We start from the raw sequence: 14,005 nt of genomic DNA, 5'->3' as shown, positions 1-14,005 counted from the left end.
GGGTCAGACCGCCAGGTGGCGGGCCCGACGGCGGGCTCGGACGAACTGCACGGCGACCAGCGCCAGGCCGGCCTGGAACAGGATGACCGCGATCACGAGGTAGCCCGTGACGTTCTGGCCGGTGAAGGCCAGGGTCTCGAGGTCGCACAGCGCGGCATCGGTGAAGGTCTTCTCGAACGTCCGCGGCAAGCCGTTCCCGTCGAACCCGTAGCCCGTGGCCGGGGTGGCGACGATCTTCACGGTGCCGGGAGCGCTCGTCGAGAACGTGCCGAGCTGGGTCGTCTGCGGTCCGCCGTTCACCGACCAGAGGACCGAGCCGGGCACGCCGCCGGCGATCGCCAGCTTGTAGCTCGCGCCCGCCTCACAGGTCTGCGCGAAGACGACCTCGGGCGTCACCGTGCCGAACGTCGGCAGGTTGCAGTCGACGGCCTTCTGGAAGGTGAACTCCCAGCTCTTCGGGGCGAGGAGGCTCCAGCCCGACTCGGGCTGGGCGACGACCTGCACCACGCTGCCGTAGGGCAACTTCGCGGTGCCGGCGTCGTACCGACCCGCGGCCCAGATGCCCTGGTCGACCCAGGTGGTGCCGTTGCTGAGGTACACGCGGTACTCGACGTGCTGCGCGGCGACGATCGTCAGGGACGCGGTCCAGGTGGACTTCGTCAGATCCGTCAGATCGGGCACGCACTGCTCGAACTGGGTCGGGTCGCCGATCACCTCGCAGACGACGGTGTTCGTCGCGACGACCACCTCGATCCAGGTGTTCGGGCCGGAGACCGTGTACTTGTCCGTCGCGGGGAGCACCTTCACGAAGTAGGTGCCGCCGCCGACCCCGTACGCGGTGCCCGCGGTCAGGTTCGCGATCTTCGTCGTCTTGGTGACATCCCACAGCTCGTAGGTCACGCCGGCCGCGGCGGTCGCGGTGACCGCGCCCTTCGCGACCACCGGCTTCTTCGCATCGGACGCGTCACAGCTCTCGGCGGCGCTCATGGCCGCGCCCGAGACATCCTGGGCGCAGAGCCCGGTGTAGTCGACGACGACGACCTCGATCCAGGTGTTCGCGCTCGAGACGTCGTACTTGTCGGTCGTCGTAAGGACCTTCACGAAGTAGGTTCCGCCATCGACGGCGTAGGCGGTGCCGCCGGTCAGGTCGGCGATCTTCGTCGTCTTCGCGGCGTTCCACAGCTCGTACGTCACACCGGTGACGGCGGTGGCGAGCACTGAGCCCTTCGCGATCTCGTAGTCGGTCGTGTCACAGGTCTCCGGCGATCCCGACGCCGCACCCGACACGTCCTCGGCGCAGATGCCGGTGAACGTGCCGACGACGACCTGGATCCAGGTGTTGGAGGGGTCCACGTCGTACTTGTTCGACGCCGGCAGCACCTTCACGAAGTAGGTGCCGCTGTCGACCTGGTAGGCGGTGCCCGCCGTGAGGTTCGCGATCTTCGACGTCTTCGCGGAGTTCCAGAGTTCGTAGATGACGCCGGTCGCGACGTTGGCCGTCACCGAGCCCTTCGCGATCTCGTAGTCGGCCGGGTCGCACACCTCGCCGGTCGAGCCGGCCGAGCCGGAGACGCCCTCGGCGCAGGTGCCGGTGTACGTTCCGACGACGACCTGGATCCAGGTGTTGTCGGCCGCGACGTCGTACTTGCTCGACGCGGGCAGGACCTTCACCTGGTAGGTGCCGTTGCCGGTGGCGTACGCGGTGCCGGCGGTGAGGTCGGCGATCTTGGTCGTCTTCGCGGCGTTCCACAGCTCGTAGGTGACGCCGGTCGCGGCGTTCGCCGTGATCGAGCCGGGCTTGACCTCGTAGACGTTGCTGTCGCAGAACTCGGCGCTGGCCGATGCCGAACCCGACACGTCCTGGGCGCAGATGCCCGTGTAGGCGCCGACGACGACCTGGATCCAGGTGTTCGCCGAGGCGACCTGGTACGACGCGCTGGCCGCGAGCACCTTCACGTAGTAGGTGCCGCCGCCGACCTTGTACGGAGTGCCCGCGGTCAGGTCGGCGATCTTCGTCGTCTGAGCCGCGTTCCACAGCTCGTACTTCACGCCCGTCTTCGCGGTCGCGATCACGGAGCCCTGCGTGATGTCGTAGCTGGTGGTGTCGCACGTCTCGGCCGTCGCGATGGCCGCACCCGTCACCGACTCGGCGCAGGGGTCGGTGTAGGCGCCGACGACCACCGTGATCCAGGTGTTGCCGGGGGCGACGACGTACGAGGCGCTCGCGGCGAGGACCTTCACCGAGTAGGTGCCGTCGTCGGTGCGGTACGCGGTGCCCCCGGTCAGGTCGGCGATCTTCGTCGTCTGAGCCGCGTTCCACAGCTCGTACTTCACGCCGGTCTTCGCGGTGGCGGTGATCGACCCCTGCTTGACGGTGTAGTCGGCCACGTCGCAGTACTCGGCACTCGCGACCGCGGCCCCGGTGACGTTCTGCGGGGCGGTGCAGTCCCCGGTGTAGGCACCGACGGTCACCGTGATCCAGGTGTTGGCGTCGGACACCGTGTACGAGGTGCTCGCCGGCAGGACCTTGACGGAGTAGGTGCCGTCGCCGATCGCGTACGCGGTGCCGGCGACGAGGTCGGCGATCTTCGCGTCCTTCGCCGCGTTCCACAGCTGGTAGACGACGCCCGTCTTCGCGGTCGCGGTGACCGAGCCCGGCAACACGGCGTAGACGGTCGAGTCGCAGATCTCCGCCGTCGAGGTCGCGGCACCTGAGACCGAGGTCGGCGGGGTGACGCAGGACGTGTAGCCGATGTGGTGGATCTCGCCGACGCTCGTAACGACCATCGACTTCGCCGCGATCTGGCCCTCGATGCCGCCCGAGGTCAGGTTGAGCTGGGCCCGCGGGGCGAGGATCGACCCCTTGACGAACTCGCTGGTCGAGAGGTTGAGGGTCGTGGCCTTGAAGTTCCAGAGCACGTAGTGGGCGTCGATGTTCATCAGCACCGGCGCGGAGGCGGTGACCGTGCTGTTGCCGGTGACATCGATGATGAACGGCGTCGACGAGCTCGGCGAGACACCGCCGTCGAACCAGAGCTTCGTGATGGCCGAGAGCTGGGTGGGGGTGACCCGCAGCACGTTGACGACCCCGGCACTGAGGGTGACCTTCTGACCGTCGCCGCCGTTCGCGGTCGTGGTGACGAAGTTGACGTCGCCCGAGTTGTAGTTGGCGATCGCGTCGGAGCTGGCACGCAGATTCGTGAACAGGTTCGGGAAGGTCGACGCGAAGAGACCACTGCCCGTCACGTCGGAGAGCGTCGCGTCGGCCGACATCCGGATGAAGCTGTCCTGCGCGGCGACCGGACGGAAGCGGGAGCCGTCGACGACCGCCGCGCCGGCGGTGTCGCCGACCCGGGTCGCTCCGGCGTTCACCTGGAAGGCCTCGCCGGTCGTGGCGAGGGTGACCTTGCCGCCGACCAGGAGGCCGGTGGTCTTGCCGTCGACGACGGGCAGCCCGGTGTTGTCGTGGTTGTTCTGCACGTGGTACGCGTTGTTGACGATCAGGTCGGTGCCCACCGCGGCGGTGCCCTCGACGTGCGCGCCGCCGTTCGAGACGGTCAGCGTCGTCTCGGTGACGATCGTGAAGTTGTTGAGACCCGTCAACGGGTTGGTGCACTGGGCCGTGGTGCAGGGCTTCGTGGTGCCCGTCAGCGCGTCCTTGCCGAGGCGGTCCCAGCCGGCGTCCTGCGCGTCGACCTCGACGACCCAGGTGTGCGCGACCGTGCCGGAGAACGTGTAGACCTTTGCGGCGAACGAGTTGCCGAAGGTCGTGTTCTCGACGACATCGCCGTCGATCGTGACCTTCAGCTTGTTGGTCGTGCCGCTGCCGTAGGCGTCCATCTTGACCGTCAGCGTCGAACACGTCGCCGTCGCCTGGGGCGTGTGGGCGGAGGCCGGCATGGCCGCGCCGAGGGCCAGGCCGATCGCCAGGGTGGCGGTGGCGAGCACGGCAAGGAAGCGCTTGAGCACGGGGGAACCTCAAAGGGTAGCGCCGAGCGCGTGACCGGCTCGACTCAGGTCTTCGACGCTCCGGCGGGGCCCGGACGGGATCGCGTCGAGAAGGGGGATAGCGGGGGACTGCGGGGGTGTGACGACCTGGGGTGGCAGCGAGTTTCGGGTTCGCTGCCTGTCGCCTCAGCCACGCTAAGCGGTCCCCCATTGTGCGGACACGTCCCAGTCCGGGGGGTCCCCCGTCTGGGGGACCGGTGGGGTCAGTGCACGTACTCGAGGATGTCGAGCCCGATGACCCGCAGGGCGTCGAGCACGCGGAGCCGCGCGGCGAGGCCGCTGTCGTTGAACTGCACCGACACGGCGTAGGAGACCGCCGTACGCGGGCCCCGCAGCACGCCGGCCTCGGAGCGCACGCCGGTGTCGGTTCCGGTCTTGTTGACCAGCAGCACGCCGTGGTCCGTGCCGCGGTGGGCGAGCGGATCGAGGCCGAACGCGCTCGCGACCATCGACAGGTCGGCGTTGAGCGACAACCAGCCGAGCACTCGGCTCGACGTGAGAGTGTCGACGATCTCCCCGCGGGCGAGCGCCGCGAACAGCCACGAGAGCTCGGCGGTCGAGCCGACCGAGAGCTGGGGGGCGTCATCCGGACCCCGGGAATCGCGCACGAGATCGAGCAGAGCGGTGCGGAGCAACCCGAGGGACTCGGTGCGGGCGCGGACGGCATCCAGTCCCACCTGGCGCAAGAGCACGTTGGTGGCGATGTTGTCGCTCGTCGCCCCGACGAGCGTCGCCAGGTCGGCGACCGGCAGCGACGGCGCCTGGAGGTGCTGCCAGATGCCGCTGTCTCCCACGGAGTCCCGCGGCGACTTGTCGAGGATGCCGTAGCCCGAGAAGTCGCGGGCGGTGAGACGAGCCGACACCTCGACGAGCAGCAGGATCTTGCCGATGCTGGCGGTCGGCAACACGATGCGCTCGTCGATCGCCACCAGCGTCTTGCCGGTGTCGAGGTCGGTGACCGAAGCCGACACCTGGGCGCCGTCGTAGGCGAGGTCGCCGAGGGCGGTGAAGGTGGCCGAGAAGTCCTCGACCGGCTGGGTCTCCCGGTGCTGGGGCACGCGGGAGGAGCGCACGCGGTCGCGGCGCTGGGGCCCAGCCTGGGTTTCTACCAAATGGTGACTCTGTCTTCCGGGTCGAGCCAGAGAGCGTCATCGGCGGTCACGCCGAAGGTGTCGTAGAACACGTCGATGTTACGGACGATCTGGTTGCACCGGAACTCCGCGGGGGAGTGCGGGTCGATCGACAGCAGACGCAGCGCCTCCTCGTCGCGCAGCTTCGTGCGCCAGGCCTGGGCCCAGCCGAGGAAGAACCGTTCGCCGCCGGTGAGCCCGTCCACGACGGGGGGCTCCTGGCCATCCAGAGAGAGGAGGTAGGCCTTCCAGGCGATCCCCAGCCCGCCGAGGTCGCCGATGTTCTCGCCGATCGTGAGCGCGCCGTTGACCTGGTGGCCGGGCAGCTGCTGCGGCTCGAGGGCGTCGTACTGGGCGATCAGCGAGGCGGTGCGCGCCTGGAACGCGTCCTTGTCGTCCTGGGTCCACCAGTCGGTGAGCTTCCCGTCGCCGTCGTACTGCGACCCCTGGTCGTCGAAGCCGTGCCCGATCTCGTGCCCGATGACCGCGCCGATCGCGCCATAGTTGGCGGCGGCATCCCGGGTCTCGTCGAAGAACGGCAGCTGCAGGATGGCGGCCGGGAACACGATCTCGTTGAACCCGGGGTTGTAGTAGGCGTTGATCGTCTGCGGCGTCATGAACCACTCGTCGCGGTCGATCGGCTTTCCGATCTTGCCGAGCTCGCGCTGGAAGTCGAACTCGGCGACGGCACGGATGTTGAGCACCAGGTCGTCGGGGTCGATCGCGAGCGTCGAGTAGTCGCGCCACTTCTCGGGGTAGCCGATCTTCGGCGTGAACTTGCCCAGCTTGTCGAGGGCCCGCTCCCGGGTGGCGTCGGTCATCCACTCGAGGTTCTCGATGCTGTCGCGGTAGGCGGCGACGAGGTTCGCCACGAGATCGTCCATCGCGACCTTGGCCGCTCCGGGGAAGTGCCGTTCGACGTAGACCCGGCCGATGGCTTCACCCATCGCCCCTTCGACGACCGAGACGCCGCGCTTCCACCGGGCGCGCAGTTCCGGGGTGCCGGTGAGGGTCTTGCCGTAGAAGTCGAAGTTCGCTTCGACGACCGCGCGGTGCAGGTACGGCGCCGAGGAGCGGATCACCTGCCACCGCAGCCAGTCCCGCCAGGCGTCGAGACGATCCTCGGTGAGCAGGGGGGCGAGTCCTTCCAGGAACGACGGCTGACGCACGACGACCTCGGCGAACGCCTTCGCCGGCACGTCCATGGCCGCGATCCACGACTCCAGCAGAGACGCCCCGTCGCCGGCGAGCGCCGTCGCGCCCTCCCAGGTCATCGGGTTGTAGGTGGCGACGGAGTCGCGGCAGCGCACCTTGTCCCAGTGCTGCGCCGCGATCTCGGTCTCGAGGTCGAACACGCGCTGCGCGGCGGCAGCGGCGTCGCCACGGAAGGCCATGCCGATCATGCGTTCGAGGTGGCTCAGGTACGCGGCGCGGATGTCGGCGAACTTCTCCTCGCGGAAGTACGACTCGTCCGGCAGCCCGATGCCGCCCTGCTCGAGGAACACCAGGTACCGCTCCGGGTCGCCCGGGTCGTTGTCCACGAACGCCTGGAGGAATCCGCCGACGCCCTGGCGCTCGAGTTCGCCGAGCGTGGTGACGAAGGAGGGGATGTCGGTGATCGCGTCGACCGCAGCCACGTCGGCCGAGATCGCGTCGAATCCGAGTTGCTCGATGCGGTCCTCATCCATGAAGGATCGGTAGAGGTCGCCGAACTTGCGCGCCTCGGTGCCCTCGGGGGCGGTCTGCGCCTCCTCGATGATCGCCTGCACGGCCTTCTCCGCTTCCTCCGCGAGGAGGTAGAACGACCCGTAGCGGGCCTTGTCGCTCGGGATCTCGGTGCGCGTGATCCATTTCCCGTTGGCGTGGCGGAAGAGGTCGTCCTGCGGACGCACCTCGGCATCCAGTTCGTCGGTATCGATTCCGGAGGTCAGCGCGTCAGTCACGCGCTCCACCCTATTTCGGTCGTATCGCTTTCGGTTTTCAGGAGATGTTGGGGCTGGAGGGGGAGATGTGGGGTTCCGCGTCACAGGAGACGACTCCCGCCCCACATCCTCCTGAAAACAGAAAGCCGACTCAGCGGGGAGAGGGCGCCGTCGTCGTGCCGACGCGGAGCTCGCAGTGCAGCAGCACCGGCTCGGGACGGCCGCCGGCCAGCGCCGCGAACACCGCCGCGGCCGCCGCCTCGCCCTTCTCGACGGCCGGCTGCACGAGGGTCGTGAACTCGTGCGGCGCGGCCTCCTCGAGGCGCACGCCGTCGAAGCCGAGGATGCTGAGGTCCCGCGGCACCTCGAGGCCGAGGTCGGTCGCGGCGCGCAGCACGCCGAGGGCGAGCAGGTCGCTCTGCGCGACGATCGCCGTCGGTCGCTCCCGCGCGGGCACGTCGAGCAGGCGGAGGCCGGCGGTGTACCCGTCGGCGAGGTAGCTGCCGGAGGTCGACCATCCCCACGCGTCGGGATAGACGTCGCGCAGGCCGGCGAGGCGCTGGCGGGTGGTGTTGCCGGTCGCGGTGCGCTCGAGTTCCGGGGTGAGCGGGCCGGGCGTGCGCGAGACGTCGAGCGCGAGGGTCACCGTCGCGACGTCGCGGTGACCGAGCTCGCGCAGGTGCTCGGCACCCCGACGTGAGGCGTCGCGGTTGTCGAGATCGATGAGCAGCACGCCGTCGAACGGTTCGGCCTCGACGGCGACGATCGGGATGCGGCGCCGGCGCAGCACCTCGACCGACGCGCCGAGGTCGAGGCTGCAGCCCAGCAGGATCGCGGCATCCATCGGCGGCGCGGAGAGGTCGACCCCCGACTCTGCGGCGAGCGGGATCACGAGCAGTCCGGTGCGCTCGTCGCCGAACGCCTGCGCGACGCCGTCGAGGAACGCGAGGTTCATCGGATCGCGGAAGGCGTCGACGAGCCGGTCTTCGGTGACGACGGCGATGACGCCGGAGCGTCCGCGGCGGAGCGATCTCGCGGTCGGGTCCGGCCCGCCGTAGTCGAGGGCGGCGGCGGCGGCGAGCACGCGATCCCGGGTCGCGGTGGCGACGGGGCCGGCGCCGCTGAAGACGAGGGAGGCCGTCGACACCGAGACGCCCGCCCGGGCCGCCACGGCGGCGAGGGTCGGGCGCGGGCTCGTGCTTGCCTCCGGCTCCATGGCTTGCTAGCGTACTCGAATCGATTCGATCGAAACGATTCGATCCTCGCCGCGGCTACGCTGGCATCCACTGACGCACCACCTCGGAGCACCATGTCCCACCCCGAATCACGTCGCGCACGTCGAGCCGTCGTCGCCCGTCCCAGCACGCTCCGTCGCGCCATGTTCGGCGTCTTCGTCACCTTCGCCCTCAACGGCATCGGCGTAGCCACCTGGATCTCGCGCCTGCCCGCCGTGCGCGACATCCTCGAGCTGAGCGTCGCGCAAGTGGGGTTCCTGATCTTCGGGATGTCGGCCGGCTCGATCCTCGGGTTGATCGCCGCGGGGGCGATCGTGCACCGACTCGGTGCCCGGCGCACGATCGTGGTGACCTTCCTGGTCGGCTGCTCGGGTCTCGGCGTGCTGGCGATCGCGACCTCCCTCGCGCCCTCCTTCCCGCTCGCGATCGGCGGAATGGCGATCTTCGGTGTGGCCTGGGCCATCTGCGACGTGGCGATGAACGTCGAAGGCGCCGAAGTCGAGCGGGAGATGGGCCGCACGCTCATGCCCTGGTTCCATGCGTCGTGGAGCCTCGGCTCCGTGGCGGGTGCCGGCCTCGGGGCGGCGGCCGCAGCCCTCGGCTTCATCCCGGCCAGCCACTTCGCCGTGATCGGCGGGCTGTTGATCGCCGCCGCCTTCCTCATCCCCCGCCTGCTGCCGCGGGTCATCGACGAGGTCGCGACCGCGGCCGCCGAGGGCGAACGCTCCGGCTTCCGCGCCCAGCTCGCCGCCTGGGCCGAGCCGCGCACCCTGCTGCTCGGCGTGCTCGTGCTCGGGATGGCGTTCGCCGAAGGCTCGGCGAACGACTGGCTCGCCCTGGCGATGACCGACGACCGGGAGCTCTCCGACGCCCAGGGCGCGCTGCTGTTCGGCGTCTTCAGCGTGGCGATGACGGTCGGTCGCATCGCCGGCGTCCCACTGCTCGACAAGTTCGGTCGGGTGCCCGTGCTCCGCGTCGCGGTCGTGATGTCGGCCGTCGGTCTCGCGGTCGTGATCCTCGTGCCCGTCATCCCGATCATGGTCGCCGGCATCGTCGTCTGGGGGCTCGGGGCCGCCCTCGGCTTCCCGGTCGGCATGTCGGCGGCCGGGGACGACCCGGTCGGAGCGGCCGCGCGGGTGAGCGCCGTCGCGACGATCGCCTACTGCGCGTTCCTGGTCGGCCCGCCGCTGATCGGGTTCGTCGGCGAGCACATCGGCATCCTCAACGCGCTCTGGATCGTCTTCGGCCTCATCATCGTCGCCGGACTCGCGATCCCCGCCGCGCGGGAGCGCGGCCCGCGCGCCAAGGCCGCCGTGCCGACCTTCACCGATCCCGCCGCCTGACCCGCCTAGGCTGACCGGGTGCGTCTCGTCGTTGCCCGCTGCTCGGTCGACTACGCCGGGCGACTTTCGGCGCACCTGCCGCTCGCCACGCGGCTCCTGGTGCTCAAGGCCGACGGCAGCGTGCTCGTGCACGCGGACTCGCTGTCCTACAAGCCGCTCAACTGGATGAGCCCGCCGTGCACCTTCTCGGTGGAAGAGGTCGACGAAGAACGCGCGGACGCCGGGGTCGTCGAACTGTGGCGGGTGAGCCAGGCGAAAACCGCCGACATCCTGGTGATCTCGATCCACGAGATCCTGCACGACTCGAGTCACGACCTCGGCGTCGACCCCGGGCTGCAGAAGGACGGCGTCGAAGCCGACCTGCAGCGCCTGCTCGCGGAGCAGATCGAGTTGCTCGGCGACGGCTACCAGCTGGTGCGCCGCGAATACATGACGGCCATCGGGCCCGTCGACATCCTTGCCCGGGATGCCGCGGGCGCGTCCGTCGCGGTCGAGATCAAGCGGCGCGGCGGCATCGACGGGGTCGAGCAGCTCACCCGCTACCTCGAGCTGATGAACCGGGATCCGCTGCTCGCGCCCGTCAGCGGAGTCTTCGCCGCGCAAGCCATCGCCCCGCAGGCGCTGACCCTGGCGGCCGACCGCGGCATCCGCACGCTGTTGCTGGACTACGACGCGATGCGCGGGCTCGACTCCGGGCACGCGAGACTGTTCTGAGGCGAAGAGATACCGGCGCCGCGCAAACTCACTTTGCATGTCGCGAGAACGTGTAAAGATTTGTGCCAATTTTTGACATGTTTCACGTGACACTTGATACGTTGTGACACATGTGGAGAGCCGACCTTCCTTACAACGAGCTCCCCGACTTGCCACCGAGAGATGAGCTCGAGACTCGGCGTGTGCTCAAGGCGACGATCGAGGCTCGGGCCTCTCTCGCGACGCTCGACAAGGCGGCCCAGCTCATCCCCAACCCGCTCGTGCTCATCAACACTCTTCCGCTCCTCGAAGCGCAAGCGAGCTCGGAGATCGAAAACATCGTCACGACCGCAGACGAGCTGTTTCGTTTCTCGGACGCCGACGACAGCGCGAACCCCGCCGTCAAGGAGACTCTGCGTTATCGGGCTGCGCTCAATCATGGTGTGACGTCAGTTCGCGGGCGACCCCTCAACATCTCGACGGCAATCGACGTCTGCTCGATCATCCAAGATCGCGAGATGGATGTGCGACGACTTCCGGGCACTCGCGTCGCCAACTCGGTCACAGGCGAAGTCATCTACACGCCGCCTGAGGGTCAGGAGATCATTCGCGAGAAACTCTCGAACTGGGAACGCTTCGTCCACTCGATGCCGACGCTCGATCCACTCGTTCGAATGGCCGTCGCGCACTATCAGTTCGAGGCGATTCACCCCTTCGACGATGGCAACGGGCGCACGGGGCGCATCCTCAACCTCCTGATGCTCGTGGAGGCAAACCTCCTGCTCCACCCGATCCTCTACATGTCTCGGTCGATCATCGCGACCAAGTCCGAGTACTACCGCCTCCTTCAGGCCGTGACCGCCCACGATGGCTGGGAAGATTGGGTCATCTACATGCTCCGAATGGTCCGGATCACCGCGGACGAGACGATCGCGAAGATCGACGACATCCGGGCGCTGCAAGACGAGTTCCACGAGCGTGTTCGGCTCGACGCCCCACTCGCGAACAACGCCGACTTCCTCGCGGTTCTCTTCGAGCAGCCCTACTGCCGGATTCGGAACGTGGTCGAACGTGTGGGAGTCTCGCGACCGACCGCGACTTCGTGGCTGCGCTCGTTGGCGGCGAAGGGCTTCCTGCTCGAAGTCAAAGCGGGGCGCGAGAAGTTGTTCATCAACACCCGCTTCTTCGACCTGCTTCTTCGACGAGGACCGATCATCACCGAGCCGCTCGAGGCGGTGCTGTTCTAGTGAGCGACCGCCCCGCTGTGCCCCGGAACTACACCGCCGTGCTGTTCGACCTGGACGGCACGATCGTCGACTCCGCGCCCGGCATCACCGCGAGTCTCGCGAAGACGCTCGCCGACCTGAACGCACCGATCCAGAGCCCCGCCGAGCTGCTGCGCTGGGTGGGGCCGCCGATCCTGGACTCGTTCCGCGACCTCGGCGGGTTCGACGCCGAGGAATCCCAGCGTGCGCTCGACGTCTACCGCGGCCACTACCTCTCCGAGGGCGTCTTCGACGCGACGGTCTACGACGGCGTGCCCGACGTGCTGCGCGCGATCTCGGAAAGCCGCATCCCGCTGTCGCTCGCGACCTCGAAGCCGGAGACGCCCGCCACGCTGGTGCTGAAGCACTACGGACTCGACCGCTACTTCGACGAACTCACCGGCGCCAGCGACGACGAGAAGCGCAGCAAGAAGGCGGATGTCATCGAGGAGGCGCTCCGTCGCCTCGCGGCCAACGGTGCCGACCTGTCGCGCACCATCATGATCGGCGACCGCATCCACGACGTCGAAGGCGCCGCCGCCCACGGCATCCCGACGATCTACGTCACCTGGGGGTACGGCTCCCCGGAGGAATCGGTCGGCGCCGTCGACGTCGTCGACCACCCGGCGCAGCTCTTCCCGTTGCTCGGACTCACCCCGCCCTCTCCCGCGGATTGAGTGCCCGCCGCTGGCGGGTGTATCGAAACCCCACGTCGTGCGGTACCCGGTTTCGATACACCGCGCTTCGCGCGGCACTCAACCCGCCACTGGTGCTAGCGGGCGAGACGCTCGACGGCCCCCGCGAACACTCCCGGCAGGCGCGAGGCGACGGGCACCACGGCACCCCGCAGGGGCGACGCGGCGAGCCGCACCAGCCCTCCGGTGAGCCGCCGGAAGTCACGGGTCTCCCGTTCCCACGCGGCTTCGTAGGCGTTCGGGTCGCCGTGCACGAGAGCCGCCACCGCCGCACGGGCTTGGGCGAACCCGATCCTGAGCCCTTCGCCGGTGAGGGCGTCGACGTACCCCGACGCGTCCCCGACGAGCAGCACGCGTCCGGCCACCCTCCCCTTCGTGCGTTGCCGCAGGGGACCGGCGCCGCGCAGGTCGCTCGCGGGTGCGGCTCCGCGGAGGCGCGCCGCCAGTTCGGGCGAGGCGGCGAGTGCGTCGTCGAAGTGCTCCCCCCTCCGGGCGAGCAGCGCGACCCCCACGGTGTCGTCGCCGACGGGCGTCAGGTAGATCTCACCCGCGGGCGTCCACAGCACTTCGACGAACTCCGACCACGGCGCGATCGCGTAGTGCCGGCGCTGCCCGAACCGGCGACGGGCACGAGGTGTCGGCAGGGCGAGCCCCACCTCGCGGGCGACCGCGGAGTGCAGGCCGTCCGCCCCGAGCAACCAGTCGGCGCGCAGGCCGACGGCCTCCACGAAGCCCGCGCGCTGGTGCACCGCGTCGATGCGTCCCTCGTGGAACCGCACCCCGAGGTCGTCGGCCCGGGCCCGGAGAGCCCGGTGCAGCTCGGTGCGCCGCACCCCGCGACCCGGGCCGCCGTCGAAGCGGTGCTCGACACGCCGTCGGCCGTCGGAGTACGCGATCCCCGCGATCGGCATCCCGGCCGGGTCGACGCCGAGGCGGGCGAGCTCGGGCAGGGCGCCGGGCATCAGGCCCTCGCCGCACGCCTTGTCGATCGGTCCGTCGCGCGGCTCGGCGACGGTGACATCCAGTCCCGCGAGCCGGGCCTCGATCGACGCGGCGAGACCGACGGGGCCACCCCCGGCGATCAGCACCTGCGTGTCGCTCACGCCGCGGCCCGCAGAGCCTTCTCTTCGGCCGGGATGCGGAACCCGAGCAGCAGGATCGCGTTGAGCACCGTGAAGACGACGGCGGTGATCCACGCGGTGTGCACGAGCGGCAGCGCGATCCCCTCGATCGCGACGATCACGTAGTTGGGATGCCGCAGCCAGCCGAACCGGTAGGGCCCGCGCCGCTGCAGGGCGAGGCCGGTCACCACGATCACGCGGGTGTTCCACTGCCGGCCGAGCGCCCAGATCACCCAGTAGCGCCCGGCCTGGCAGAGCAGGGCGATCGCGAGCATCGGCCAGCCGAGCCCCGGGATGAAGGGCCGGTCGAGCAGCCACACCTCGGCGAGCCCCCCGACCAGCAGGCCGGTGTGCAGGGCGACCATCGCCGGGAAGTGGCCCCGACCCGACTCGACCCCGCCGCGGGCGAAGGCCCAGGCGGCGTTGCGTTTCGACACGACGAGCTCGACGACGCGCTCGACCCCGGTGAGCAGCACGAAGACCGTGAAGAGGACGACGCTGATCGAGATCATCATCTATGCGGCCCACCTCAGCAGCACGTACTCGCTCGTGACCCCCGGGCCGAGCGCGAACAGCACGCCGTGGGTCCCGTC

At 69.4% G+C, this 14,005-nt stretch carries 10 protein-coding genes; 4 read left to right on the top strand and 6 right to left on the bottom strand.

The annotated features are described in order from the left end of the window. Positions 1-3: 3 nt before the first annotated feature. From ACILQS_RS05335 to ACILQS_RS05320, 4 genes are all read right to left on the bottom strand, one after another. Complete coding sequence (locus ACILQS_RS05335; RefSeq protein ID WP_395639072.1) at positions 4-3,969, bottom strand: collagen-binding domain-containing protein; 3,966 nt, start codon at positions 3,967-3,969, stop codon at positions 4-6. A 242-nt stretch (positions 3,970-4,211) separates the two neighbouring features. Further along, positions 4,212-5,081, bottom strand: coding sequence for a serine hydrolase (locus ACILQS_RS05330; protein WP_395639071.1), 870 nt, complete (start codon positions 5,079-5,081; stop codon positions 4,212-4,214). Positions 5,082-5,113: 32 nt separating this feature from the next. Next, positions 5,114-7,081 (bottom strand): M13 family metallopeptidase, encoded by a 1,968-nt coding sequence (locus tag ACILQS_RS05325; protein WP_395639070.1) that lies wholly within the window; start codon positions 7,079-7,081, stop codon positions 5,114-5,116. A 130-nt stretch (positions 7,082-7,211) separates the two neighbouring features. Next, entirely contained in the window at positions 7,212-8,276 is a 1,065-nt protein-coding gene (locus ACILQS_RS05320; RefSeq protein WP_395639069.1) for a LacI family DNA-binding transcriptional regulator, read from the bottom strand. A gap of 93 nt (positions 8,277-8,369) precedes the next feature. Between ACILQS_RS05320 and ACILQS_RS05315 the strand changes: the two genes are divergently transcribed. The 4 genes from ACILQS_RS05315 (at position 8,370) to ACILQS_RS05300 (ending at position 12,273) form a co-directional block, all read left to right on the top strand. Next, positions 8,370-9,638, top strand: a complete 1,269-nt coding sequence (locus ACILQS_RS05315; RefSeq protein WP_395639068.1) for an MFS transporter — start codon at positions 8,370-8,372, stop codon at positions 9,636-9,638. Between the two features lie 18 nt (positions 9,639-9,656). After that, positions 9,657-10,352: an endonuclease NucS gene (nucS, locus tag ACILQS_RS05310; RefSeq protein WP_395639067.1), complete on the top strand. Its 696-nt coding sequence runs from the start codon at positions 9,657-9,659 to the stop codon at positions 10,350-10,352. A 182-nt stretch (positions 10,353-10,534) separates the two neighbouring features. Beyond that, the gene (locus ACILQS_RS05305) at positions 10,535-11,578 is read left to right on the top strand and encodes a Fic family protein (RefSeq protein WP_395639066.1); all 1,044 of its coding nucleotides are present in this window, start codon (positions 10,535-10,537) and stop codon (positions 11,576-11,578) included. Further along, on the top strand, positions 11,578-12,273 hold the full coding sequence (locus tag ACILQS_RS05300; RefSeq protein ID WP_395639065.1) for an HAD hydrolase-like protein: 696 nt from the start codon (positions 11,578-11,580) through the stop codon (positions 12,271-12,273). The genes ACILQS_RS05305 and ACILQS_RS05300 overlap by 1 nt, the downstream gene beginning before the upstream one ends. A 95-nt stretch (positions 12,274-12,368) precedes the next feature. Here the strand turns inward: ACILQS_RS05300 and ACILQS_RS05295 are convergent, their stop codons facing one another. Both ACILQS_RS05295 and ACILQS_RS05290 read right to left on the bottom strand, forming a co-directional pair. After that, entirely contained in the window at positions 12,369-13,394 is a 1,026-nt protein-coding gene (locus ACILQS_RS05295; RefSeq protein ID WP_395639064.1) for an NAD(P)/FAD-dependent oxidoreductase, read from the bottom strand. Next, positions 13,391-13,924, bottom strand: coding sequence for an isoprenylcysteine carboxyl methyltransferase family protein (locus tag ACILQS_RS05290; RefSeq protein WP_395639095.1), 534 nt, complete (start codon positions 13,922-13,924; stop codon positions 13,391-13,393). The genes ACILQS_RS05295 and ACILQS_RS05290 overlap by 4 nt, the downstream gene beginning before the upstream one ends. Between the last annotated feature and the right edge of the window lie 81 nt (positions 13,925-14,005).

The sequence above is a fragment of the Pseudolysinimonas sp. genome, assembly GCF_044239695.1.
Taxonomy (GTDB): Bacteria; Actinomycetota; Actinomycetes; order Actinomycetales; family Microbacteriaceae; genus Pseudolysinimonas_A.
This window is presented reverse-complemented; position numbering and strand designations above follow the sequence as displayed.

Coding starts and splice junctions, on each gene's coding strand:
- ACILQS_RS05290 (WP_395639095.1), bottom strand. CDS start 13,924: ATGATCTCGATCAGCGTCGTCCTCTTCACGGTCTTCGTGCTGCTCACC.
- ACILQS_RS05315 (WP_395639068.1), top strand. CDS start 8,370: ATGTCCCACCCCGAATCACGTCGCGCACGTCGAGCCGTCGTCGCCCGT.
- ACILQS_RS05320 (WP_395639069.1), bottom strand. CDS start 8,276: ATGGAGCCGGAGGCAAGCACGAGCCCGCGCCCGACCCTCGCCGCCGTG.